This is a genomic window from Pseudoxanthomonas sp. X-1 (assembly GCF_020042665.1).
Taxonomy (GTDB): domain Bacteria; phylum Pseudomonadota; class Gammaproteobacteria; order Xanthomonadales; family Xanthomonadaceae; genus Pseudoxanthomonas_A; species Pseudoxanthomonas_A spadix_A.
This window is the reverse complement of record NZ_CP083376.1, coordinates 3,035,744-3,056,239: the sequence shown is the minus strand read 5'-3', so window position 1 is coordinate 3,056,239 and position 20,496 is coordinate 3,035,744. Positions and strand designations below refer to the sequence as shown.

At 70.8% G+C, this 20,496-nt stretch carries 25 protein-coding genes; 18 read left to right on the top strand and 7 right to left on the bottom strand.

The features are described 5' to 3' along the window. The first annotated feature begins 4 nt into the window (after window positions 1–4). Together LAJ50_RS13680 and LAJ50_RS13675 are read left to right on the top strand one after the other, a co-directional pair. Window positions 5–475, top strand: a complete 471-nt coding sequence (locus tag LAJ50_RS13680) for a chemotaxis protein CheW (RefSeq protein ID WP_130549725.1) — start codon at window positions 5–7, stop codon at window positions 473–475. Between the two features lie 84 nt (window positions 476–559). Continuing rightward, on the top strand, window positions 560–961 hold the full coding sequence (locus tag LAJ50_RS13675) for a hypothetical protein (protein ID WP_138652528.1): 402 nt from the start codon (window positions 560–562) through the stop codon (window positions 959–961). A 498-nt stretch (window positions 962–1,459) separates the two neighbouring features. On the opposite strand, the gene LAJ50_RS13670 is transcribed toward LAJ50_RS13675, so the two are convergent. Next, window positions 1,460–2,194 carry a 16S rRNA (uracil(1498)-N(3))-methyltransferase gene (locus LAJ50_RS13670; protein ID WP_138652530.1) on the bottom strand — a complete coding sequence of 245 codons (735 nt, stop codon included), beginning with the start codon at window positions 2,192–2,194 and terminating at the stop codon, window positions 1,460–1,462. 118 nt (window positions 2,195–2,312) lie between these two features. Between LAJ50_RS13670 and nudE the strand changes: the two genes are divergently transcribed. The 7 genes from nudE to LAJ50_RS13635 all read left to right on the top strand — a co-directional run bounded on the left by nudE (window position 2,313) and on the right by LAJ50_RS13635 (window position 8,067). Beyond that, window positions 2,313–2,861, top strand: a complete 549-nt coding sequence (nudE, locus tag LAJ50_RS13665) for an ADP compounds hydrolase NudE (RefSeq protein WP_130549723.1) — start codon at window positions 2,313–2,315, stop codon at window positions 2,859–2,861. Continuing rightward, window positions 2,858–3,652: a 3'(2'),5'-bisphosphate nucleotidase CysQ gene (gene cysQ, locus LAJ50_RS13660; protein WP_130549722.1), complete on the top strand. Its 795-nt coding sequence runs from the start codon at window positions 2,858–2,860 to the stop codon at window positions 3,650–3,652. Before nudE ends, cysQ begins: the two co-directional genes overlap by 4 nt. A gap of 39 nt (window positions 3,653–3,691) precedes the next feature. Next, window positions 3,692–4,516: a nucleoside triphosphate pyrophosphohydrolase gene (mazG, locus tag LAJ50_RS13655; protein ID WP_138652532.1), complete on the top strand. Its 825-nt coding sequence runs from the start codon at window positions 3,692–3,694 to the stop codon at window positions 4,514–4,516. Window positions 4,517–4,610: 94 nt separating this feature from the next. Next, window positions 4,611–4,913, top strand: a complete 303-nt coding sequence (locus LAJ50_RS13650) for a DUF962 domain-containing protein (protein ID WP_130549720.1) — start codon at window positions 4,611–4,613, stop codon at window positions 4,911–4,913. 190 nt (window positions 4,914–5,103) lie between these two features. Further along, window positions 5,104–5,805 (top strand): response regulator transcription factor, encoded by a 702-nt coding sequence (locus tag LAJ50_RS13645; protein WP_014159900.1) that lies wholly within the window; start codon window positions 5,104–5,106, stop codon window positions 5,803–5,805. A gap of 59 nt (window positions 5,806–5,864) precedes the next feature. Next, window positions 5,865–7,127, top strand: coding sequence for a HAMP domain-containing sensor histidine kinase (locus tag LAJ50_RS13640; RefSeq protein ID WP_138652535.1), 1,263 nt, complete (start codon window positions 5,865–5,867; stop codon window positions 7,125–7,127). A 13-nt stretch (window positions 7,128–7,140) separates the two neighbouring features. Then, on the top strand, window positions 7,141–8,067 hold the full coding sequence (locus tag LAJ50_RS13635) for an isoaspartyl peptidase/L-asparaginase (RefSeq protein WP_224096324.1): 927 nt from the start codon (window positions 7,141–7,143) through the stop codon (window positions 8,065–8,067). Here LAJ50_RS13635 and LAJ50_RS13630 read toward each other — a convergent pair. After that, complete coding sequence (locus tag LAJ50_RS13630; protein WP_130550323.1) at window positions 8,064–8,642, bottom strand: SGNH/GDSL hydrolase family protein; 579 nt, start codon at window positions 8,640–8,642, stop codon at window positions 8,064–8,066. The two genes, LAJ50_RS13635 and LAJ50_RS13630, sit on opposite strands and share 4 nt — an antisense overlap. Window positions 8,643–9,074: 432 nt before the next feature. On the opposite strand from LAJ50_RS13630, the gene LAJ50_RS13625 reads away from it, so the two are divergent. From LAJ50_RS13625 to LAJ50_RS13585, 9 genes are all read left to right on the top strand, one after another. After that, window positions 9,075–9,479, top strand: coding sequence for a diacylglycerol kinase (locus LAJ50_RS13625; protein WP_130549719.1), 405 nt, complete (start codon window positions 9,075–9,077; stop codon window positions 9,477–9,479). A gap of 16 nt (window positions 9,480–9,495) precedes the next feature. After that, on the top strand, window positions 9,496–10,233 hold the full coding sequence (locus tag LAJ50_RS13620; protein ID WP_130549718.1) for a TerC family protein: 738 nt from the start codon (window positions 9,496–9,498) through the stop codon (window positions 10,231–10,233). A 94-nt stretch (window positions 10,234–10,327) separates the two neighbouring features. Beyond that, window positions 10,328–10,984, top strand: coding sequence for a LemA family protein (locus LAJ50_RS13615; RefSeq protein WP_138652537.1), 657 nt, complete (start codon window positions 10,328–10,330; stop codon window positions 10,982–10,984). Window positions 10,985–11,003: 19 nt separating this feature from the next. Next, window positions 11,004–11,906 carry a TPM domain-containing protein gene (locus LAJ50_RS13610; RefSeq protein ID WP_138652539.1) on the top strand — a complete coding sequence of 301 codons (903 nt, stop codon included), beginning with the start codon at window positions 11,004–11,006 and terminating at the stop codon, window positions 11,904–11,906. Next, window positions 11,906–12,394, top strand: coding sequence for a TPM domain-containing protein (locus LAJ50_RS13605; protein ID WP_138652541.1), 489 nt, complete (start codon window positions 11,906–11,908; stop codon window positions 12,392–12,394). Before LAJ50_RS13610 ends, LAJ50_RS13605 begins: the two co-directional genes overlap by 1 nt. A gap of 329 nt (window positions 12,395–12,723) precedes the next feature. Continuing rightward, window positions 12,724–13,293, top strand: a complete 570-nt coding sequence (locus LAJ50_RS13600; protein ID WP_138652543.1) for a hypothetical protein — start codon at window positions 12,724–12,726, stop codon at window positions 13,291–13,293. Window positions 13,294–13,401: 108 nt separating this feature from the next. Continuing rightward, entirely contained in the window at window positions 13,402–14,301 is a 900-nt protein-coding gene (lgt, locus tag LAJ50_RS13595; protein WP_130549713.1) for a prolipoprotein diacylglyceryl transferase, read from the top strand. Continuing rightward, the gene (locus tag LAJ50_RS13590; RefSeq protein WP_138652545.1) at window positions 14,301–15,095 is read left to right on the top strand and encodes a thymidylate synthase; all 795 of its coding nucleotides are present in this window, start codon (window positions 14,301–14,303) and stop codon (window positions 15,093–15,095) included. The genes lgt and LAJ50_RS13590 overlap by 1 nt, the downstream gene beginning before the upstream one ends. Next, window positions 15,092–15,628 carry a dihydrofolate reductase gene (locus tag LAJ50_RS13585; RefSeq protein WP_171044572.1) on the top strand — a complete coding sequence of 179 codons (537 nt, stop codon included), beginning with the start codon at window positions 15,092–15,094 and terminating at the stop codon, window positions 15,626–15,628. The genes LAJ50_RS13590 and LAJ50_RS13585 overlap by 4 nt, the downstream gene beginning before the upstream one ends. A gap of 143 nt (window positions 15,629–15,771) precedes the next feature. On the opposite strand, the gene LAJ50_RS13580 is transcribed toward LAJ50_RS13585, so the two are convergent. The 5 genes from LAJ50_RS13580 to LAJ50_RS13560 form a co-directional block, all read right to left on the bottom strand. After that, complete coding sequence (locus tag LAJ50_RS13580) at window positions 15,772–16,617, bottom strand: symmetrical bis(5'-nucleosyl)-tetraphosphatase (RefSeq protein ID WP_138652547.1); 846 nt, start codon at window positions 16,615–16,617, stop codon at window positions 15,772–15,774. A 5-nt stretch (window positions 16,618–16,622) separates the two neighbouring features. Then, window positions 16,623–17,003, bottom strand: coding sequence for a Co2+/Mg2+ efflux protein ApaG (apaG, locus tag LAJ50_RS13575; protein ID WP_130549710.1), 381 nt, complete (start codon window positions 17,001–17,003; stop codon window positions 16,623–16,625). A gap of 20 nt (window positions 17,004–17,023) precedes the next feature. Beyond that, complete coding sequence (gene rsmA, locus LAJ50_RS13570) at window positions 17,024–17,836, bottom strand: 16S rRNA (adenine(1518)-N(6)/adenine(1519)-N(6))-dimethyltransferase RsmA (RefSeq protein WP_138652549.1); 813 nt, start codon at window positions 17,834–17,836, stop codon at window positions 17,024–17,026. Between the two features lie 232 nt (window positions 17,837–18,068). Beyond that, entirely contained in the window at window positions 18,069–19,049 is a 981-nt protein-coding gene (pdxA, locus tag LAJ50_RS13565) for a 4-hydroxythreonine-4-phosphate dehydrogenase PdxA (RefSeq protein WP_171044573.1), read from the bottom strand. Between the two features lie 12 nt (window positions 19,050–19,061). Beyond that, window positions 19,062–20,495, bottom strand: coding sequence for a peptidylprolyl isomerase (locus LAJ50_RS13560; protein ID WP_138652551.1), 1,434 nt, complete (start codon window positions 20,493–20,495; stop codon window positions 19,062–19,064). Window position 20,496 lies beyond the last annotated feature (1 nt).

Below are 20,496 nucleotides of genomic sequence, written 5' to 3'. Positions count from 1 at the left end.
CGCCATGGCACGAGCCAATGACGAAATCCGCGGCGTCCTGGTGCAGACCGGCGACGAACGCGTGCTGCTGCCCAACGCCACGGTGGCCGAGGTGCTGGCGCGCGTGCCTGTGCGGCCGGTCGCCGATGCCCCGCACTGGCTGCCCGGCACCATCGACTGGCACGGCTGGCAGGTGCCGCTGTTCTCGATGGTCGCCCTGGGCGGGTTGGGCCGCGAGCGCGTGGACGCCACCAGCAAGTTCGTGGTGCTCAAGACGCTGACCGGCGGCGAGACGATGCCCTACATCGGCCTGCTGACCCAGTCCTTCCCGCGCCTGATCTCGGTGCCGCGCGACGGGCTGCTGGCCGACGCCAGCGAGGAGGCGCTGCCGCATGGCGTGCACATGCGTGTGCTGCTGGGCGACGAGGCCGCGCTGCTGCCGGACCTGGAGGCGATCGAGGCGATGCTGGCGCAGGTGCTGGCCGAGCCGGCCTGAGGCCCGGCGCTGCGGGATTCACGCCTCATTCGCGAGCCCGATGCGAGCGTGCGCCTGGCACGTTCGAACCTACAGGGGCTGTCCATGAAGACTCCGTTGCGCTGCGTCCTCTCGAGCGGTGCGCTCGCGCTGTTGGCCGCGGGCGCCCAGGCGCAGACCCGTCCGGAGGCGACACCGGCCCAGACCGTCGCGCCGCCGCCGGCTTCGGCACCCAATACGCTCACCGCCGAACTGCCGCCGCAGGGGTTCCGCACGATGACCATGCAGACCCCGCAGGGTCCGGTGACGGTCAACTGGGGCCAGTCCAGCACGCTGGCCAACGCCGCCGACTACCAGGCGACCATCGAGCAGCTGGACAAGAACGGCGACGGGGTCATCACCCTGGACGAGGTGCCGGAGAACCACGCGCTGCACAGCGAGTTCCGCCTGGTCGACAAGAACCACGACGGCAAGATCACCGCGCAGGAATTGGCGCAGTGGCACTGACGGCCTGAGCCAGCGCGTCTCCTCGCATCACCGCGCGCGATCGGCGTCTCTCCGCAACACACCGCTGAAGTCGTCCTCAGCGTAAAGCCGCTGAACTATCTTTACCGTCGCTCCCGCGAACGCGGGAACCCAGGAACTTTCGCGCGGAGCGCAAGAGAGGAGGGTGATCCCTGGCGTGGGCCTCATGCGTAGCGCGTCTGGGCTTCGGAGGGGCGGCGGTCCGGCGGCCGGTATCCGCTTATCCCTCGATCAGGGCATCCCGCCCTGACTCGGGCGCTCGGCTCCTGCCTCGCTTGGAGCGGACACCGGCCGCCGGACCGCTGCCGCGCGTCAGGCTCGCGGGCTTCGGTTCGAAGTGGGTGCGCGAGGCGTGGTCCCCGGTCGCGCATCCGTCGAAGCGCTGCAAAAGTCGAAGCGCACAAAACAGTGGCTCGCCGTTTCGATGGGCCAGCAGGCTTTGCCTGGCCTTTCGAAGTGACCGTGCAAATGGGGCTGCCGTTACAAATCCCCCAGCCGCGCCTGCAGCGCGGCGATGGCGGCCAGGCCGGCGGTCTCGGTGCGCAGCACGCGCGGGCCCAGACGCAGACCCTGGAAGCCGGCGGCCTCCAGCGCCTGGCGGTCGCGCGGCGACCAGCCGCCCTCGGGGCCGATGGCGATCACCACCCGCTGCGAGGCCGGGGCCTGCAGCGTGCTCAGGACGTGTGCGCTCTGCGGATCGAGCAGCAGGCGCAGGGCGTCGTCGGGCAAGGCCGCGGCGGCGGCGATCAGCGGCTGCGGGGCGGCGACCTCCGGCACGCGGGCACGCCCGGACTGTTCGCAGGCGGCCACGACCACGCCCTGCCAGTGCGCCAGTCGCTTGTGCAGACGTTCGCCGGAAAGCTTGACCTCCGAGCGCTCGGAGTCGACCGGCAGGATCTGCGCCACACCTAGTTCGGTGGCCTTCTGCAGGATCAGGTCCATCTTCTCGCCGCGGGCCACGCCCTGCAGCAGCACGATGCGCAGCGGCGATTCGTTCCGCAGCGGCTGTGCGGCCTCGATGCGGGCCCGCACCTGGCGTTTGTCCAGCGCGACCAGGCGCGCCGGATAGTCGTGGCCATCGCCGTTGAAGAGCACGCAGGCATCGCCTTCGCGCAGGCGCAGCACGCGCCCCAGGTGCGCAGCGACGTCCTCCGGCAGTGCGACCTCCTGCCCCGGCGCCAGCGCCGCGTCGACATGCACGCGCGTCAAACGCATGGGGTGGCCCTGGCAGCAGGCGCACCGCAGGCCTGCTCTGCTAGCATTCGCGGCTGATGATCGACTCGCATGCGCCCATGATATCGACCGCTGCCGCGCGCGGCAGCAGGCTGTCCGCATGAGCCGCAAGTTGCCCGTGATCCATGGCGTGACCGAGCACCAGGCCGGCCCGCTGCGCCTGGAAAAGCTGGACCTGGAGTTCTCCAACGGCGAGCGGCGCGTGTTCGACCGCCAGGTCAGCCGCGGCCATGGCGCGGTGGTGGTGGTGCCGCTGATCGACAAGGACACCGTGCTGCTGGTGCGCGAGTACGCCGCCGGCATGCACCGTTACGAACTGGGGCTGGTCAAGGGCCGCATCGACGCCGGCGAGACGCCGCTGCAGGCCGCCGACCGCGAGCTCAAGGAAGAGGCCGGCTACGGCGCGCGCCAACTGGACGTGCTGCGCGCCCTGACCCTGGCTCCAACCTACATGAGCCACCAGTCCTGGCTGGTGGTGGCGCGCGATCTGTATCCCGAGCGATTGCCGGGCGATGAACCCGAGGAACTTGAAGTGGTGCCGTGGAAGCTCGATGCGCTGGACCAGCTGATGCTGCGTGAGGACTTTTCCGAAGGCCGATCACTGGCGGCGCTGTTCATCGCCCGCGAGTGGCTGGCGACCCAGGCATGAGCCGCATCACCGCGGACCTGCACGAGGCGGTGCTGTCCATCGCCCGCGACGCCTCCGACGCGATCATGCGGGTCTATGCCGAGGACTTCGCCGTCGAGCACAAGGCCGACAACAGCCCGCTGACGCGCGCCGACCTGGCCGCGCACCGGATCATCGCCGACGGGCTGGCGCGGCTGACGCCGGACCTGCCGCTGCTGAGCGAGGAAGGCGCCAAGGCGCCGTGGGCCGCGCGCCAGGACTGGCACGCCTACTGGCTGGTCGATCCGCTCGACGGCACGCGCGAGTTCGTCAAGCGCAACGGCGAGTTCACCGTCAACATCGCGCTGATCGAGGCGCACCAACCGGTGTTCGGCGTGATCATGGCGCCGGTCACCGGCACGCTGTGGCACGCGCAGGCCGGGCAGGTGGCGCTGCGCCGCGATGGGCAGACCGACCGCGAGCTGCGCACGCGCCAGCCGGCCCGCGCGCCGCTGCGGGTGGCCGCCAGCCGTTCGCACCGCGATCCGCGCACCCAGGCGGTGCTCGACCAGCTGCCGGGCGCCGAACCGGTGCCGCTGGGCTCGTCGCTGAAGTTCTGCCGTCTCGCGGAAGGCGCGCTGGACGTGTACCCGCGCTTCGGCCCGACCTGCGAATGGGATACCGCGGCCGGGCAATGCATCCTGGAAGCGGCCGGCGGCGCGCTGCTGGCGCCCGATGGCCGCGCCTTCCGCTACAACCGGCGCGAGAGCCTGCTCAACGGCGACTTCATGGCGCTGGGCGACCCCACGCTGCCGTGGCGCGACTGGCTCTGACGCGCCGCCGATCTTCCCCACATCGCAGGAGATGACCCCATGGCCGAGCCGGGCACGCAGATCGCACGCCTGCTGTCGATCATGGCGCAGCTGCGCGATCCCGACGGCGGTTGCCCGTGGGACCTGGAGCAGGACTTCTCCAGCATCGCGCCGTACACGATCGAGGAGGCCTACGAGGTCGCCGACGCGATCGACCGCGGCGACCTGGACGATCTGAAGGACGAACTGGGCGACCTGCTGCTGCAGGTGGTGTTCCATGCGCGGATGGCGGACGAACAGGGCGCATTCGCCTTCGAGGACGTGGCGCGCACGATCTGCGACAAGCTGGTGCGGCGCCACCCGCACGTGTTCGCGCAGGCGCAGGTGGACGGCAGCGCGGCGGTCAGCGCCCGCTGGGAGGACATCAAGCGCCAGGAGCGCGCGGCCAAGGGCCAGGCCGACTCCTCCGCGCTGGCCGGGATCGCGCGCGGCCTGCCCGAGTGGCAGCGCGCGACCAAGCTGCAGGCGCGCGCGGCGCGGACCGGCTTCGACTGGCCGGACCCGGCGCCGGTGCTGGACAAGCTGCACGAGGAGATCGACGAGGTGCGGGCCGAACTGGCGCGCGCCGACGACGACCCGCAGCGCGTCGCGCGCCTGCAGGACGAGATCGGCGATGTGCTGTTCGTATGCCTCACCCTGGCACGCAAGGCCGGCGTGGACGCCGGCGGCGCGCTGCGCCACGCCAATGCCAAGTTCGAGCGCCGCTTCCGCGCGATGGAGGCGGCCGCCGTCGGGCAGGGCGCCGCCTTCGCCGACCTGGACCTGGCCGCGCAGGAGGCGCTGTGGCAACAGGTCAAGCGCGCCGAGCGCGGCGACGCGGGCTGAGGCCGCCGCCCAGCGCGACGGCCGCAGCGCAGCATGACCGCGTCGGCGGCGTGGCGGCACACTGCTGCAGGTCCAACGCCCAGGCTTCGCCCGCATGCGCCGCTTCGCTTCGTTCCGCGAGTTCTATCCGTTCTATCTGAGCGAGCATGCCAACCGCACCTCGCGGCGGCTGCACTTCCTGGGCAGCTGCGGCGTGCTGGCCTTGCTGGCGCTTGCGCTGGGCACCGGGCGCTGGGGCTTTGCGCTGGGCGCGCTGGTCTGCGGCTACGGGTTCGCCTGGATCGGGCACTTCTTTTTCGAGAAGAATCGGCCTGCGACCTTCCGCCACCCGTTCTACTCGCTGGCCGGCGACTGGGTGATGTTCGTGGATATCCTGCGTGGCAGGGTGCGTCTCTGACGCGCCGGCAGGGCTTGAGTCTTCGTGGCGCACGCGCGGCCTGCCGCCTGTCGCGAGGTGGCCCGACACCGCATCCGCATCCGATCACGTTCCGCCGCGTGATCGCCGTGTCGTCTTCACGCATTGTCGACTCCACGCCCGATAGCTTCACAAACCTGAAAGTTTGGGCACTTTTTTCGGAGATCACGTCATGCGTCACGCACAGGAAACCTCGGGCCTGGTTCTGGTCGTCGAGGACAACCGCAACATCTCCGAGATGATCGGCGAGTATCTGGAGGGCAAGGGCTTCGAGGTCGACTACGCCTCCGACGGCCTGGACGGTTACCGCCTCGCCACCGAGAACAGCTATGACGTGCTGGTGCTGGATCTGATGCTGCCGCGCATGGATGGCCTGGAAGTCTGTCGCCGCCTGCGCAGCGAGGCGCGCAAGTCCACCCCGGTGCTGATGCTGACCGCGCGCGACACCCTGGACGACAAGCTCAGCGGCCTGGGCACCGGCGCCGACGACTACCTGACCAAGCCCTTCGCCATCCAGGAACTGGAAGCGCGCCTGCGCGCGCTGATCCGCCGCGAGCGCCGCCAAGTCGGTTCTGAAGTGCTCAAGGTCGCCGACCTGGTGCTGGACCCGGTCAGCATGCGGGTCACCCGCGGCGGCACCGAGCTGATGCTCTCGCCGATCGGCCTGCGCCTGCTGACCATCCTGATGCGCGAGTCGCCGCGCGTGGTGACCCGCCAGGAAATCGAGCGCGAGATCTGGGGCAACGGGCTGCCCGATTCGGACACCCTGCGCAGCCACCTCTACAACCTGCGCAAGGTGATCGACAAGCCGTTCGACAAGCCGCTGCTGCACACCGTGCAGAGCGCCGGCTATCGCGTCGCCGACATCGCCTGATGCGCACAGGCGCCGTCCGGCGCGGTGGTGTGCAGTTCTCCTGATACGTAACGCACGCCGTGCCTCAGGAACTTCCCCATAGCATCCGCATCGCCTTCATCCTCAGGGTGGCCCTGGCCAGCCTGGCGGTGATCGCGTCGGTGCTGATCGTCTCGGCGGTCATCAAGCGCAGCCTGGTGCGGACCATGCTGCACGAGGAGGCTACGCACTACTGGGACCTGTACGCCACCTCCAAGGTGCAGCCGCCGCCGAATACGCATGACCTGCGCGGCTACCTGGTCCAGCCGGGGCAGTCCGAGCTCACCCTGCCAGAACCCCTGCGCGAACTTGCGCCCGGCGTGCACACCGTCGGCAGCGAGGTCGTGCTGGTCGACGAGCGCCCGCAAGGGCGGCTCTACCTGGCCTGGCTGGGGACCGATGCCGAGCGCCTGTTCTTCTGGTCCGGCGCGCTGCCGCTGCTGCTGTGCCTGGGCGCGCTGTATGGCGCGTCTTATCTGACCTACCGCTTCTTCCGGCCGCTGGTGTCGCCGACCTCCTGGCTCGCGCGCCAGGTCTCGCAATGGGACCCGCGCGCGCCGGACACCTCGGCGCTGGCCTCGGACAAGCTGCCGCGCGAGGTGCAGGGCGAAGCGCGCAGCCTGGCCGAGGCGCTGCACGGCCTGTCCCAGCGCGTGGAGGCCCACGTCGCGCGCGAGCGCGACTTCACCCGCGACGCCAGCCACGAGCTGCGCACGCCGCTGACCGTGATCCGGGTGGCGACCGACCTGGCCCTGGCCGGCGAACTGCCGCCGCGCGCGGTGCGCTCGCTGCAGCGGATCCAGCGCTCGGCGCGGGAGATGGAGGCGGTGATCGACGCCTTCCTGATCCTGGCGCGCGAGGCGGACGTCGAGCCGCAGAGCGAGGATTTCGAGCTGGTCGACGTGGTGCTGGACGAAGCCGAGAGCGCGCGCGACCTGCTGATCGGCAAGCCGGTCGACCTGACCGTGGTGTGCAACGCCAGGCCGCGCCTGCATGCGCCGCCGCGGGTCATGCACGTGGTGGTCAGCAACCTGCTGCGCAACGCCTGCAGCTATACCGACGAAGGCCAGATCGAGGTGCGCTTGGAGAGCGATCACTTCGTGGTGCGCGATACCGGCATCGGCATGACCTCCGACGCGATGCAGCGCGCGTTCGAACCGTTCTACCGCGCCGACGATGCGCGCCAGCACAGCGCCGGGCTGGGGCTGTCGATCGTCTCGCGGCTGTGCCAGCGCTTCGGCTGGAAGATCGAGCTGGACAGCGTGCTGGGGCAGGGCACTACCGCCACGGTGCGCTTCCTCTAGAGGGCGCGCCGCCGTGACCGACGATCCGCCCATCGCCCTGGCCGTGCACGGCGGCGCGGGCGTGATCGAGGCGATGGCGCCGGTGCAGCGGCAGGCCATCCATGCGGCCCTGGAGCAGGCGCTCGACGCCGGCGCCGCGGTGCTCGAACGCGGCGGCGCCGCGCTGGACGCCGTGCAGGCGGCGGTGGTCGCGCTGGAGGAGGCGCCGTGGTTCAACGCCGGCTATGGCGCGGTCTACACCGCACGGGGTGAGCACGAGCTCGACGCGGCGCTGATGGAAGGCCACACCCGCCGCGCCGGCGCGGTGGCCGGCGTGCGCACGGTGCGCAATCCGGTCCGGCTGGCGCGCGCGGTGATGGACCACAGCCCGCACGTGCTGCTGGCCGGGCAGGGCGCCGAACAGTTCGCCGACACCCAGCCCGCGATCGCGCGCGTGGACAACGCCTGGTTCGACACACCATCGCGGCTGGCGCAGCTGCACCGCGCGCAGGCGGAGGCGGGCGAGGGCGCGTCGGCGGCGGGCCGCTACTTCGGCACGGTCGGCGCGGTGGCACTGGACCGGCAGGGCCATCTGGCCGCGGCCACGTCCACCGGCGGGATGACCAACAAGCGCTGGGGGCGCGTGGGCGATTCGCCGCTGATCGGCGCCGGCACCTGGGCCGATCAGCGGGTCGCGGTCTCGGCCACCGGCTGGGGCGAGGCCTTCATCCGCTGCGCGGCCGCGCACGACATCGCGGCGCGCGTGGCCCACGGCGGCGCCAGCCTGGGCGAAGCCGCCGAAGCGGTGGTCTTCGGCACGTTGCCGGCGCTGGGCGGCGATGGCGGCGTGATCGCCGTCGATGCGCAGGGCCGGCTGGCGTTGCTGTTCAACACCGGCGGCATGTACCGCGGCTGGATCGATCGCGACGGCCGGCGCGGCACGGCGATCTTCGACGCCTAGCGCGCGCCGCCTTCCACGTAGGGCTTCAGCGCGCGGGTCCAGATGGCGTATCCCTCGGGCGTCATGTGCAGCATGTCCTCGCGGAACAGCGCCCGGCGCGGCTGGCCGTCGGCGCCGAGCATCGGCGTGAACACGTCGACGAAGTGCACGTCCTGCAGCTGCGCGGCGCGCGCGGCGATCTGCGCGTTGGCCTGGCGGATCTGCGGCAGCAGCTGCGCGCGCGAGGGGCTGGGCTTAATCGACAGGTACACCACCGGCACGCCGGGCAGGTCGCGGCGGACGCGGGCGATGAAGGCGAAGGTGTCCTGCACCACCTGCTGCACGCTGCGGCCGGCGGCCAGGTCGTTGTCGCCGGCGTAGAACACGATCTCGCGCGGCTGGTAGGGCACCACGATGCGGTCGGCGTAGTAGGTGCTGTCGCGCACCTCCGAGCCGCCGAAGCCGCGGTTGATCACCGGCGTGCCGGCGAAGTCCTGGGCCAGCGTGCTCCACATGCGGATCGAGGAACTGCCGATGAACAGCACCGCATGCCTGGGCGGCGGGTTGGCCGCGTCCTGCGCGGCGAAGGCGTCCATGTCCTTGGCCCACGCCGGGTTGGACACCGCGCCGCTGGCCACTTCCGGCGCTACGGCCGGCGCGACGACGGCGGCCGGGGCGGGCGCGGTGGCGACCGGCGTCTGCGCACAGGCGCTCAGCAGGGCCACGCAGGCGGCCAACACAAGGGAAGCACTCGACTTGATCGACACGGTAGAACCCTCCACGGAACTCGGAACAGCGGCGCACAGTGAACCAGCCCGAGGCCTGCCGTCCACCCCGGCAGCTCGCATCGCCCTTGCAGCATCGGCATGGCTTGCCGGGAAACGGGCGACGGGCGCGCCAGCGTAGGGCGACCCCGGCCTGTGTGCCGGCTATGGCAAAATCGCCACTTTCCGCCGCTGCCTCCCGATCCGGCCCATGCTCCAGCCGCTTCCGTCGTCCCCGATCCGCCCGCGGGACGCGCGTTGACCATGGCCGACCTGTACGGCCACACCCCGCGCGGCCCCGCGCGCCTGCTCAAGGCGGCGCGCTGGTCCTGGCAGGGGCTGTGCGCGGCCTGGCTGCACGAGTCCTCCTTCCGCCTGGAAGTGGTGCTGTTCGTGGTGCTGGCCCCGCTGGGGCTGTGGCTGGGCGGCGACGGCGTGCAGCGCGCGCTGCTGGTCGGCTCGCTGCTGCTGGTGCTGGCCGTGGAGCTGCTCAATTCCGCCGTGGAGGCGGTGATCGAGCGCTACGGCGCCGAGTTCCACGAACTGGCCGGCCGCGCCAAGGACATGGGCTCGGCCGCGGTGCTGATGACGATGCTCAACGTGCTGCTGTGCTGGGGGCTGATCGCCGGCCCGCGCCTGTGGCTGCTGCTGTTCTCCCCCTCGCTCTAGAAGGCTTCCCCCGCGCATGAACTTGGACTTCCTCGCCGACCCCAATACCTGGCTGACGCTGCTGACGCTCAGCACGCTGGAGATCGTGCTGGGGATCGACAACCTGGTCTTCATCTCGATCGCGGTCAGCCGCCTGCCGGAGAGCCAGCGCTCGAAGGCGCGCAAGCTGGGCATCGCGGTGGCCTGCATCACGCGCATCGCGCTGCTGGTGTCGCTGGCCTACCTGTCGCGCATGAGCAGCGACCTGTTCCAGGTGGGCGGCATGGGCATCTCCATCCGCGACCTGGTGCTGATCGTGGGCGGCGTGTTCCTGGTGGTGAAGGGCATCGGCGAGATCCGCGAGCTGATCACCGGCGGCGACGATGGCGACCCCAACACCACCAAGGCCTCGGCGGTGTTCGGCATGGTGATCGCGCAGATCGCGATCATCGACATCGTGTTCTCGCTGGACTCGGTGATCACCGCGGTCGGCTTCGCCAGCCACATCCCGGTGATGGTGGCGGCGGTGGTGCTGGCGGTGCTGGTGATGCTGCTGGCGGCCAATCCGCTGGGCCGCTTCATCGACGCCAACCCGACGGTGAAGATGCTGGCGCTGGCCTTCATCGTGCTGGTCGGCGTGGTGCTGGTGCTGGACGGCCTGGACGTGCACGTGCCCAAGGCCTACGTGTACTTCGCCATGGGCTTCTCGGCGCTGGTCGAGGTGCTGAACCTGCTGATGCGCCGCCGCGCCCAGGCGCACGGGGTCGATGCCTGACGGCGGCCGGCCACGGCGTTTTAATGAAAGCCTGTTCATGATGCGCGGCGTGCGCACCTCGCGCCGCCGGTCGACCCTTCAGGAGAGTCACGCCATGCGCCACGTCTTCCGATCCCTGCTGATGCTCGCGGCCCTGACGCTGCTGGCCGGCTGCGGCTACAACACCATCCAGCAGAAGGATCAGGCGGTGAAGGCCGGCTGGTCCGAGGTGCTGAACCAGTACCAGCGTCGCGCCGACCTGATCCCTAACCTGGTGCGCACCGTGCAGGGCTACGCCCAGCAGGAGCGCCAGGTGCTGACCGAGGTCACCAACGCCCGCGCCCGGGTCGGCCAGATCCAGGTCAACGCCGATGACGCGAACTCGCTGCAGCAGTTCTCCCAGGCCCAAGGCGAGCTGGGCAGCGCGCTGAGCCGCCTGCTGGTGGTCAGCGAGAACTATCCGACCCTGCAGTCCGACCAGAACTTCCGCGATCTGCAGGCGCAGCTGGAAGGCACCGAGAACCGCATCACCGTGGCCCGCGGCCGCTACATCCAGGCCGTGCAGGACTACAACACCTACATCCGCCAGTTCCCGCAGGCGCTGACGGCCAAGGTGACCGGGGCCAAGGAGAAGCCCAACTTCTCGGTCGCCAACGAGGCGCAGATCTCGCAGGCCCCGACGGTGGACTTCAGCCAGCCGCCGCCGAGCACGCCGGTCCAGTCGCAGGCACCGCAGCAGACCCCACCGCCGGCCACGACCCCGGCTCAGTAAGCTGCCGCCGCCCTCCGCGATGAAACCGCTGCCGCGCCTGGCCGCGCTGCTGCTGGTCCTGCTGCTGGCGCCGATGGCGCTGGCGCAGGAGGCGGCGATTCCGACCCTGGATTCGCCGGTCATCGACACCACCGGCACGCTCTCGGCCGAGCAGGCCGGCGCGCTGCGCCAACAGGCGCTGGACCTGCAGCAGCGCAAGGGCGCCCAGCTGCAGGTGCTGATGGTGCCGACCACCCAGCCCGAAGCGATCGAGCAGTACACCCAGCGGGTCTTCGACCAGTGGAAGCTGGGCCGCAAGGGCGTGGACGACGCGGTGCTGGTGGTGGTGGCCAAGGACGATCGGCGCGTGCGCATCCAGCCCGGATACGGCCTGGAGGGCGCCATCCCCGACGCCATCGCCAACCGCGTCATCCAGGAATACCTGGCGCCGAAGTTCCGCCAGGGCGACTACGCCGGCGGCCTGGCCGACGCCACCGCGGTGCTGGTCAAGCTGATCGACGGTGAGCCGCTGCCGGCTCCGGAAAGCTCGCACCCGGCCGCGGAGCGCCGGGGCGGCGGCGACTGGCTGTTCGCGTTGGTCGCCGGCCTGATCGTGGCCGGCTTCACCCGCACCGTGCTGCGCGCGCTGCCGCGACCGCTGCGCGCGCTGGCCGGCGGCGCGGCCGGTGGCGCGGTGGCCTGGCTGCTGGCGTCGGTCCTGATCGGTGGCCTGGCGGGCGTGATCGGCCTGCTGATGGGGCTGCTGGGCGGCTCGGGCGGGCGCTTCGCCGGGCCGGGCGGTTTCGGCGGTTGGGGCGGTGGCCTCGGCGGCGGCGGCTGGGGCGGCGGCGGATTCGGTGGAGGGGGCGGCTTCGGCGGCGGCGGTGGCTGGAGCGGCGGCGGCGGTTCGTCCGGAGGCGGTGGCGCCTCGGGGAGTTGGTGATGCGCTGGTTCCGGCACCTGTTTCCCCCGTCCTCGCACCGGCTGTTCCCGGCCGAGCGCCTGCAGCGCATCGCCCAGGCCATCGCCGAGGGCGAGCGCCTGCACAGTGGCGAGGTGATGTTCGCCGTCGAATCCGGCCTGCACCTGCGCGCAGTGCTGGCAGACGTGGACGCACGCGCGGCCGCGCACGCCGCCTTCGCCCGCCTGCGCACCTGGGATACGGCCGCCAACAACGGCGTGCTGATCTACCTGCTGCTGGCCGACCACCACATCGAGATCGTCGCCGACCGCGGCCTGGAAGGGCGCGTCAGCGCAGAGGAATGGCGCCAGGTCTGCGCGCAGATCGAAGCCGGCATGCGCCAGGGCGATCCCGAGGCGGCAGTCGTTGCCGGGGTGCAGGCCGCCTCCGCGCTGCTGGCCCGCGCGTTCCCGGCGGTGCCCGGGCAGCGCGGCGACAACGAACTGCCGGATCTGCCTCGGATCCTCTGATCGGCTGCAGGGTGACGCTGGCCCGGTGGGAGCCACCATGGCGGCGATGAGGCATTCCCGGTAGCGCCGCTCGCCGCCGTGGCGGCTCCCGCAGGAGCAGATCTTGAAGGGCCCACCCGGACCGCGCAGCAGCATCCTGTGACGCGAACCACAGGAACGCCCGCCGCTCGCCGATATTCATCACGCGCCCTTCACGACACTGCCGCACTGCGGCATCATCCAGGGACCTGCTTCGTCTCCCGGCACGCGCCGTGCAGCGAAGTCCAGGCAGGCGCCGTGCGCGCCGCCGGCCTCGTCCGCCGCCCCGCCCGCCGCGCCAGGATGTTTCCATGCACCCAGCTCTGACCGACACGTTGGCCCGCCTGCCCAGGCTGTACACCGCCGCGATGCGGCCGCGTCGCCGCGACCTGGCCATCGCCGTGGCGGCGTCCAGCGCGCTGGTCCTGGCCGGCTGCAACGCGCTGGCGGCGTTCGCGCTGGTGCTGACCTGGTTCGAGTACCTGCACCACCAGCGCTGGGCGATGCCGGGCGAAAACACCCGCGCCACCCTGGTCCGGGCGCTGGCCTGCGTGGCCTTCGCCTGGCTGACCACGGCGCGCGGGGTGGGGGATGCCGCCTGGGGGATCGGCGCCTTCCTGCTGGTGCAGACCGTGCTGGCGCTGCGTGGCTCGCTGCGGTTGCGCCAGGCCTTCCTGCGCGATGTCGCCCAGGCCAGCCCCACGGTGCCGGCGCACGAGCTGCTGCTGGCCTGCCGCAGCGACCGGACGCTGGTCGAATCCTGGCTGGCGGGCCAGGAGGACTTGGCCGAACCGGCCCGTGCCGCGCTGCAGGCCGCGGGCCTTCGCCTGTTCCGCGTGCGCCCGCCGACGCCGGCGGTCGGGGAAAGCTCGGCGCCCTGATCCACCGCCGTCGCGCCTGGCGGCGGATCGTCGCGTTGCGGTGCGCCGCATGCGCGCGCCAGCCGTGTAGGTCAGAATGACGGCTGTTTCGTCTGCCGTCGGCCACGCATGATCTTCCTGCACCACCTCGACCCCATCGCCTTCTCCATCGGCCCGGTCGATGTGCATTGGTACGGCATCGCCTACGCGTTGTCCTTCTTCGCCGCCTGGTACCTGGGCCGCCGCCGCGTCCAGGCCGGGCGCCTGCCGGGCGTGAACCTGGAGCATTTTTCCGACCTGATGTTCTACGCGATGCTCGGCGTGGTGCTGGGCGGGCGACTGGGCTACATCCTGTTCTACGACCTGCCGGTCTACCTGGACAACCCGCTGAAGGTCTTCAAGGTCTGGGAAGGCGGCATGAGCTTCCACGGCGGCCTGCTCGGCGTGCTCACCGCCGCCTGGCTGTGGTCGCGCCGGCACCGGCTGCACTTCTTCGACACCATGGATTTCCTGGCGCCGCTGGTGCCGGCGGGCCTGGGCCTGGGGCGCCTGGCCAACTTCGTCAACGGCGAGCTGTGGGGCAAGTACACCGGCACGCACTGGGGCGTGATCTTCCCGACCACCGACCCGGCCCTCTACGAGCAGCATCTGAGCCAGGCGCAGCTGCAGGCGCAGTACGCCGCCGGCGCGCTCGACCGCTACGCGCGCCATCCTTCCCAGCTGTACGAGGCGCTGCTCGAAGGCGTGCTGATGTTCGCGGTGCTGTGGGTGTTCTCGATGCGGCCGCGCCATCGCTATGCGGTGTCCGGGCTGTTCGCGCTGCTCTACGGCCTCTCGCGCTTCCTGGTCGAACTGGTGCGCGTGCCCGACGCGCAGCTGGGCTATCTGGCGTTCGGCTGGGTGACGATGGGCCAGCTGCTGAGCCTGCCGCTGGTGGCGCTGGGCCTGTTCCTGCTGTGGCGCTCGCGGCGCGCGCCGGTGCTGCAGCCGCTCCCGCCGGCGCAGGCCACGCCCGCGGAGGCCCGCTGATGCGCCAGTACCTCGACCTGCTGCGCCACGTCCTGGAACACGGCGCGGAGAAGTCCGACCGCACCGGCACCGGCACGCGCAGCGTGTTCGGCTGGCAGATGCGCTTCGATCTGAACGAAGGCTTCCCGCTGGTCACGACCAAGAAGCTGCACCTGCGCTCGATCATCCATGAACTGCTGTGGTTCCTGCAGGGCGACACCAACATCGCCTATCTCAAGGACAACAAGGTCAGCATCTGGGACGAGTGGGCCGACGAGGATGGCAACCTCGGCCCGGTCTACGGCAAGCAATGGCGCAGCTGGGAAGGCGCCGACGGCCAGACCATCGACCAGATGCAGTGGCTGGTGCAGGAGATCAAGCGCAACCCGGATTCGCGCCGGCTGGTGATCAGCGCCTGGAACGTGGCGCAGCTGCCGCAGATGGCGCTGATGCCGTGCCACAGCCTGTTCCAGTTCTACGTGGTCGACGGCAAGCTCAGCTGCCAGCTCTACCAGCGCAGCGGCGACATCTTCCTGGGCGTGCCGTTCAACATCGCCAGCTACGCGCTGCTGACCCACATGGTGGCCCAGGCCACCGGCCTGGGCGTGGGCGATTTCGTACACACGCTGGGCGATGCGCATCTGTATTCGAACCACTTCGAGCAGGCGCGCGAGCAGCTCACGCGCACGCCGCGTGCCTTGCCCAGGCTGCATCTGAATCCGGAGGTGACCGATCTGTTCGGCTTCACCTTCGAGGACATCGAGATCCTCGGCTACGACCCGCATCCGGCGATCAAGGCGCCGGTGGCGGTATGACGCAGGCCTCGTCCGGGGCGCCCGCGTCCTCCGGGCCCCGCATCTCGCTCGTCGCCGCGCTCGACCGCCACAACGCCATCGGCCGCGACAACGATCTGCCGTGGCGCCTGCCCGACGACCTCAAGCGCTTCAAGGCGCTGACCCTGGGCAAGCCGGTGCTGATGGGGCGCAAGACCGCGCAGTCGCTGGGGCGTGCGTTGCCGGGGCGGTTGAACCTGGTGCTGACGCGCAGCGTGCAGGTGCCGTTCGCGGGCATGGTCGCGGTCGAGTCGCTGGAAGCGGCGATCGAGCTGGCGCGCGAACGCGGCGCCGCGGAGCTGTGCGTGATCGGCGGTGGCCAGGTGTATGCGCTGGCCTTGCCGCTGGCCGACGCGCTGTATCTGACCCACGTGGACACCCAAGTGCAGGGCGCCGAGGCGTTCTTCCCGCGTTTCGATCCAGCGCAGTGGCGCGTCACGGCGCGCCAGCCGCATGCGGCCGACGAGCGCCACGCGCTGGCGTTCGAGTTCGTGGATTACGTCAGGCAGGCCTAGTCTCTGCCGTCGCGGCAGACCCGAAAGCCGCTGCAAAGAACCCTCTACCGGCGTTCCCGCACGCGCGGGAACCCAGCGCCTGTTGGCGGCTTTCCCGAGTCAACGTCCATGATTTCCGCTTTCGCGGGAACAACGCTTCGGCGCTAATCGCGCCGGGCCGTGCCCGGATCGACATCGCGCCCCGGCACCTGCACCACGCGCAGTTCGTCGGTGTCCAGCTGTAGCGCGGTGAGCCTGCCGCCCCAGACCGCGCCGGTATCGATGGCGTGCACGCCCAGGCCGAGCATCAGTCCCAGCGTCGACCAGTGGCCGCAGACGATCTTCAGGTCGCGGGCCTCGCGGCCCGGCACGTCGAACCACGGATACAGGCCCTGCGCCTGCGTGCCCGGCATGCCTTTTTCCTCCATCGCGATGCGCCCGCGCGGCGTGCAGTAGCGCATGCGGGTGAGCACGTTGATGATCGCGCGCCAGCGGTCCGGACCGGCCAGGCCGGTGGACCAGTTGGGCTTGTCGCCGTACATGCTGCGCATCAGCTTGCGGAAGCCCGGGCCGCGCAGCTCTCTTTCCACCTCGCGCGCATAGCCCTCGGCCGCGGCGCAGCTCCAGCGCGGGGCCAGGCCGGCGTGCAGCATCATCCAGCCCAGTTCGCGGTCCACATGCACCAGCTCGCGGTGGCGCAGCCACTCCAGCAGCGTGTCGCGGTCGTGCGCCTGCACGATCCGGCCCAGGTCCGGATTGACCTTGCGCTGTTCCTCTTCGGTGCGCGCGCCGATCGCCAGCAGCGACAGGTCGTGGTTGCCCAGCACCACCTCGCAGTGGTCGCGCAGCGAATACACCAGGCGCAGGGTCTCCAGCGACTGTCCGCCGCGGTTGACCAGGTCACCGCAGAACCAGATGCGGTCGCGCGCGGGATCGAAGTCGAGTTTTTCCAGCAGCCGTGCCGTGGCGTCGTAACAGCCCTGCAGGTCGCCAATCGCCCAGACCGCCATGGCGCTTAGTGCAGCGTACGCGGCACCGACAGCGCGAACGGCGCGATCGGGGCATCGAAGTGCGTGCCGTCGTCGGCCACCATGTCGTAGCGACCGCGCATGGTGCCGTGGTCGGTCTCCAGCACCGCGCCGGAGGTGTACTGGAACAGCTCGCCGGGACGCAGGCGCGGCTGCTCGCCGACCACGCCCTCGCCATCGACGCGTTCGATCCTGCCGTTGCCGTCGGTGATCTCCCAATGGCGCGCGAGCAGGCGCGCCGCCTGCGTGCCGCGGTTGCGGATCACGATGGTGTAGGCGAAGACGTAATGGCCGCTGTCAGGCTCCGAGCGTTCTTCCAGGAACCGCGTGGCCACATCGACATCGATGGCGTAATCGTTGCTGCTCATGCGCACAGTGTACTCAAGCCTCAGCCCGGTTCGGCCGCCTCGCCGTGCGGCAGGTTGGCCAGCGCGATGAAATCGCGCACGGCCACCTGTTCGGCGCGCGCATCGGGGCGGATGCCGGCGGCCTCGATCTGCGTCACCTCGCACACGCCCGACAGCGCGTTGCGCAAGGTCTTGCGGCGCTGGCCGAAGGCCGCGCGGACGACCGCTTCCAGGCGCTTGGGGTCGCGCACCTCGATGCGCACCGGGTCCCTGGGCACGAGGCGCACCACCGCCGAGTCGACCTTCGGCGGCGGGCTGAACGCGCCCGGCGGCACCACGAACAGCGGCGTCACCTCGCAGTAGGCCTGCAGCATCACGCTCAGTCGACCGTAGACCTTGCTGCCGGGGCCCGCCGCCATGCGGTCGACGACTTCCTTCTGCAGCATGAAGTGCATGTCGGCGATCGAGGCGGCGTGGTCCAGCGCATGGAACAGGATCGGCGAGGACAGGTTGTAGGGCAGGTTGCCGACCAGGCGCAGCGTGCGTCCGGCGGCCAGCTCGGTGAAGTCGACCGACAGGACATCGCGGTGGATGATGGTCAGTTCGCCCACGCCCTGCGCGGCGGCGGTGAGCGGGGCGATGAGGTCGCGGTCGAACTCGATCGCGGTCAGCGCGCCATGCCGGCGCAGCAGCGGGAAGGTGATCGCGCCCTGGCCCGGGCCGATCTCCACCAGGGTATCGCCGGGCTTGGGGTCGACCGCCTGCACGATGCGGTCGATGTAGTGCCGCTCGTGCAGGAAGTGCTGGCCGAGCGACTTCTTGGCCGGTGCACTGAAGTGGGGGGTAGCGGTCATTGCGACAGTTTACCCGGCCTACGCGGGCCATCCTCTTCGTCATGGGAGCCGCATACGTTCCGGCATCCCTGTAGAGCGAAGTTCGCCCCGCTGCGCTCCGGCCCGATCATCGGGAAAGCCCCAGCGGAGCAAGCTCCGCTCTACATCCGTCGGATCGTCGGGAAAGCCTCAGCGGAGCAAGCTCCGTTCCGCAGGGGGGCAGTTGCTTCCTCCCCGGGGCTTGCCGCCGGCCTCACCGTGTACGCCTGTGCGCGGCCATGGCCGCGCAGGTGCGCACCGCGGCAAACAGGCTGGACGGGTCGGCCACCCCCTTGCCGGCCAGCGGCAGCGCGGTGCCGTGGTCGACCGCCACGCGCGGGTAGGGCAGGCCCAGGGTGAGATTCACGGCGTGCTCGAAGCCGCTGTACTTGAGTACCGGCAGGCCCTGGTCGTGATACATCGCCAGCACCGCGTCGAAGCCGGTCAGCTTGTCGGGCAGGAACGCCGTGTCGGCGGGCAGCGGGCCGATGAGGTCGAGTCCATCGCCACGCAGTGCCTCCAGCGTGGGGATGATCAGGTCCAGTTCCTCGCGGCCGAGGTGGCCGTCCTCACCGGCATGCGGGTTCAGGCCGAGCACGCACAGGCGCGGACGGGCGATGCCGAAGTCCTCGCGCAGCGCCTGCGCGGTGGTATGCACGGCGTGGCGCAACGCGGCCTCGGTAATCGCATCGGGCACCGCGCGCAGCGGCAGGTGAGTGGTCACCAGCGCCACGCGCACGATCTGGTTGGCGAGCATCATCACCACCTCGCGGCCGGCGTGGCGGGCGAGCAGCTCGGTGGTGCCGGTGTAGGCGATGCCGCCGTCGTTGATCACCGCCTTGTGCACCGGGCCGGTGACCACGCCGGCGAAGCGGCCGGCGATGCAGCCATCGGCCGCGGCGAGCAGGGCATCGATCACTGCCGCCGCGTTGCGCGGATCCGGCGCGCCAAACGCGCTGGGCACGGCATTGGGCACCGGCACGAAGGCCAGGTCACCGGGCGCCTCGGGCTGCGCGTCGGCAGGCAGCAGCTTCAGCGGCAGCGCCAGCGCACGGGCCGCCGCGTGCAGGGTGTCGGCATCGCCGAAGGCCACCAGCCGGCAGTCCTGGCGCGGCTGCTGGACCAGCCGGATACACAGTTCCGGCCCGATCCCGGCCGGCTCGCCGGGGACGAGCGCCAGGTCGGGCCGCATCATCGCGTCAACGCCTTACGGCATCTGGTTGGACGAGGCCGAGCCGGGCATGTCGTTGTTGTCGCCGCCGCGCTGCTTCTTGCCGGCCTTGGCCGCTTCCTCGGCCGCGCCAGGCGCGCTCATCGCCGTGTCCGGCGTGGCGCTGTCGATGGCCGCATCGCCGGTGCGGAAGCTGACGTAGGCCTCGCCGCGCAGCTCCAGCAGGTAGCGGTTGTACTCCTCTTCCAGCTTGCGCCGGCCGATGGTGTCGCGCACCTGGGCCCGGCGGTTCTGATCGGTCACGTCGGTCTGGCGGGTGCCTTCGCGCTGGACGATGTGCCAGCCGGCCTCGGTGCGGAACGGTTCGCTGACCTCGCCGTCCTTCAGCGCGGTCAGGCGCTGACCGAAGTCGGGGCCGAACTGGTCGGCGGTGAACCAGCCCAGGTCGCCGCCGTCGTTCTTGGTGTTGGCGTCCTCCGAGTCGGCCTTGGCCAGCTCGGCGAAGTCCGCGCCGCCGGCGATGCGGGCGCGCAGGGTGTCGATCTTGGCCTTGGCCGCCGCGGCGTCCTGCACCGGCGTGACGCGCACCAGGATGTGGCGGGCGTGGTACTCGGTGGTCATCTGGCTGGGCGCCTGCGAAGCGTCGCGGGTCTCCACCAGCTTGAGCAGCTGGAAGCCCGACGGGCCGCGGATCGGGCCCACCACCTGGCCGGCCTGCATGTTCTTGAGCGTGTCGACGAAGGCCACCGGGATCTCGTCCAGGCTGCGCCAGCCCAGGTCGCCGCCTTCCAGCGCGTTGGGGCTGTCGGAATAGCGCACGGCCGCGGCCGAGAAGTCCATCTCGTTGCGGTCCAGCAGGCTCTTGACGCCCTCGGCCTTCTTCTGGCCGGTGGCGATCTGCTCGGCGGTGGCGCCCTCGGGCAGGCCGATCAGGATGTGCGCCAGGTGGTACTGCACGCCGCCGTTGGCCTGGGCCTTGAGCGCGGCGTCGACCTCGGCCTCGCTGACGCGGATGCGGCTCTGGCCGTAGCTCTGGCGCAGGCGCTGGACGGTGATCTCGTCGCGCAGCGAGCTGCGGAACTCGTCGAAGGAAAGGCCTTCGGCCGCCAGGCGCTGGCGCAGGCCATCGACCGTGGTGTTGTTCTGCTGGGCCACGCTGGCCACCGCGCTGTTGACTTCCTCGTCGCTGACGCTGATGCCGTTTTCCTGGGCGCGGGCGACCTGCAGCTTGACCAGCACCAGGCGCTCGAGCACCTGCCGGCGCAGCACGTCAGGCGGCGGCAGCTGGCCGGGATTGCTGGCGTACTGGGCCTGGACGTTGGCCACGGCGCGGTCCAGCTCGCTCTTCAGCACCACGTCCTCGTTGACCACGGCGGCGATGCCGTCCAGCGGCTGGGATTCCTGAGCGCGCACCGGCGCGATGACGGTCACGGCCAGCAGGCCGGCAACGAAAAGGGATCGAATGGTCATG

Excerpts from the sequence above, each read along its gene's own strand:
- LAJ50_RS13680 (WP_130549725.1), top strand. The coding sequence starts at position 5 with ATGGCACGAGCCAATGACGAAATCCGCGGCGTCCTGGTGCAGACCGGC.
- LAJ50_RS13675 (WP_138652528.1), top strand. The coding sequence starts at position 560 with ATGAAGACTCCGTTGCGCTGCGTCCTCTCGAGCGGTGCGCTCGCGCTG.
- LAJ50_RS13670 (WP_138652530.1), bottom strand. The coding sequence starts at position 2,194 with ATGCGTTTGACGCGCGTGCATGTCGACGCGGCGCTGGCGCCGGGGCAG.
- nudE (WP_130549723.1), top strand. The coding sequence starts at position 2,313 with ATGAGCCGCAAGTTGCCCGTGATCCATGGCGTGACCGAGCACCAGGCC.
- cysQ (WP_130549722.1), top strand. The coding sequence starts at position 2,858 with ATGAGCCGCATCACCGCGGACCTGCACGAGGCGGTGCTGTCCATCGCC.
- mazG (WP_138652532.1), top strand. The coding sequence starts at position 3,692 with ATGGCCGAGCCGGGCACGCAGATCGCACGCCTGCTGTCGATCATGGCG.
- LAJ50_RS13650 (WP_130549720.1), top strand. The coding sequence starts at position 4,611 with ATGCGCCGCTTCGCTTCGTTCCGCGAGTTCTATCCGTTCTATCTGAGC.
- LAJ50_RS13645 (WP_014159900.1), top strand. The coding sequence starts at position 5,104 with ATGCGTCACGCACAGGAAACCTCGGGCCTGGTTCTGGTCGTCGAGGAC.
- LAJ50_RS13630 (WP_130550323.1), bottom strand. The coding sequence starts at position 8,642 with ATGGACGCCTTCGCCGCGCAGGACGCGGCCAACCCGCCGCCCAGGCAT.
- LAJ50_RS13625 (WP_130549719.1), top strand. The coding sequence starts at position 9,075 with ATGGCCGACCTGTACGGCCACACCCCGCGCGGCCCCGCGCGCCTGCTC.
- LAJ50_RS13620 (WP_130549718.1), top strand. The coding sequence starts at position 9,496 with ATGAACTTGGACTTCCTCGCCGACCCCAATACCTGGCTGACGCTGCTG.
- LAJ50_RS13615 (WP_138652537.1), top strand. The coding sequence starts at position 10,328 with ATGCGCCACGTCTTCCGATCCCTGCTGATGCTCGCGGCCCTGACGCTG.
- LAJ50_RS13610 (WP_138652539.1), top strand. The coding sequence starts at position 11,004 with ATGAAACCGCTGCCGCGCCTGGCCGCGCTGCTGCTGGTCCTGCTGCTG.
- LAJ50_RS13605 (WP_138652541.1), top strand. The coding sequence starts at position 11,906 with ATGCGCTGGTTCCGGCACCTGTTTCCCCCGTCCTCGCACCGGCTGTTC.
- LAJ50_RS13600 (WP_138652543.1), top strand. The coding sequence starts at position 12,724 with ATGCACCCAGCTCTGACCGACACGTTGGCCCGCCTGCCCAGGCTGTAC.
- lgt (WP_130549713.1), top strand. The coding sequence starts at position 13,402 with ATGATCTTCCTGCACCACCTCGACCCCATCGCCTTCTCCATCGGCCCG.
- LAJ50_RS13590 (WP_138652545.1), top strand. The coding sequence starts at position 14,301 with ATGCGCCAGTACCTCGACCTGCTGCGCCACGTCCTGGAACACGGCGCG.
- LAJ50_RS13585 (WP_171044572.1), top strand. The coding sequence starts at position 15,092 with ATGACGCAGGCCTCGTCCGGGGCGCCCGCGTCCTCCGGGCCCCGCATC.
- LAJ50_RS13580 (WP_138652547.1), bottom strand. The coding sequence starts at position 16,617 with ATGGCGGTCTGGGCGATTGGCGACCTGCAGGGCTGTTACGACGCCACG.
- apaG (WP_130549710.1), bottom strand. The coding sequence starts at position 17,003 with ATGAGCAGCAACGATTACGCCATCGATGTCGATGTGGCCACGCGGTTC.
- rsmA (WP_138652549.1), bottom strand. The coding sequence starts at position 17,836 with ATGACCGCTACCCCCCACTTCAGTGCACCGGCCAAGAAGTCGCTCGGC.
- pdxA (WP_171044573.1), bottom strand. The coding sequence starts at position 19,049 with ATGATGCGGCCCGACCTGGCGCTCGTCCCCGGCGAGCCGGCCGGGATC.
- LAJ50_RS13560 (WP_138652551.1), bottom strand. The coding sequence starts at position 20,495 with ATGACCATTCGATCCCTTTTCGTTGCCGGCCTGCTGGCCGTGACCGTC.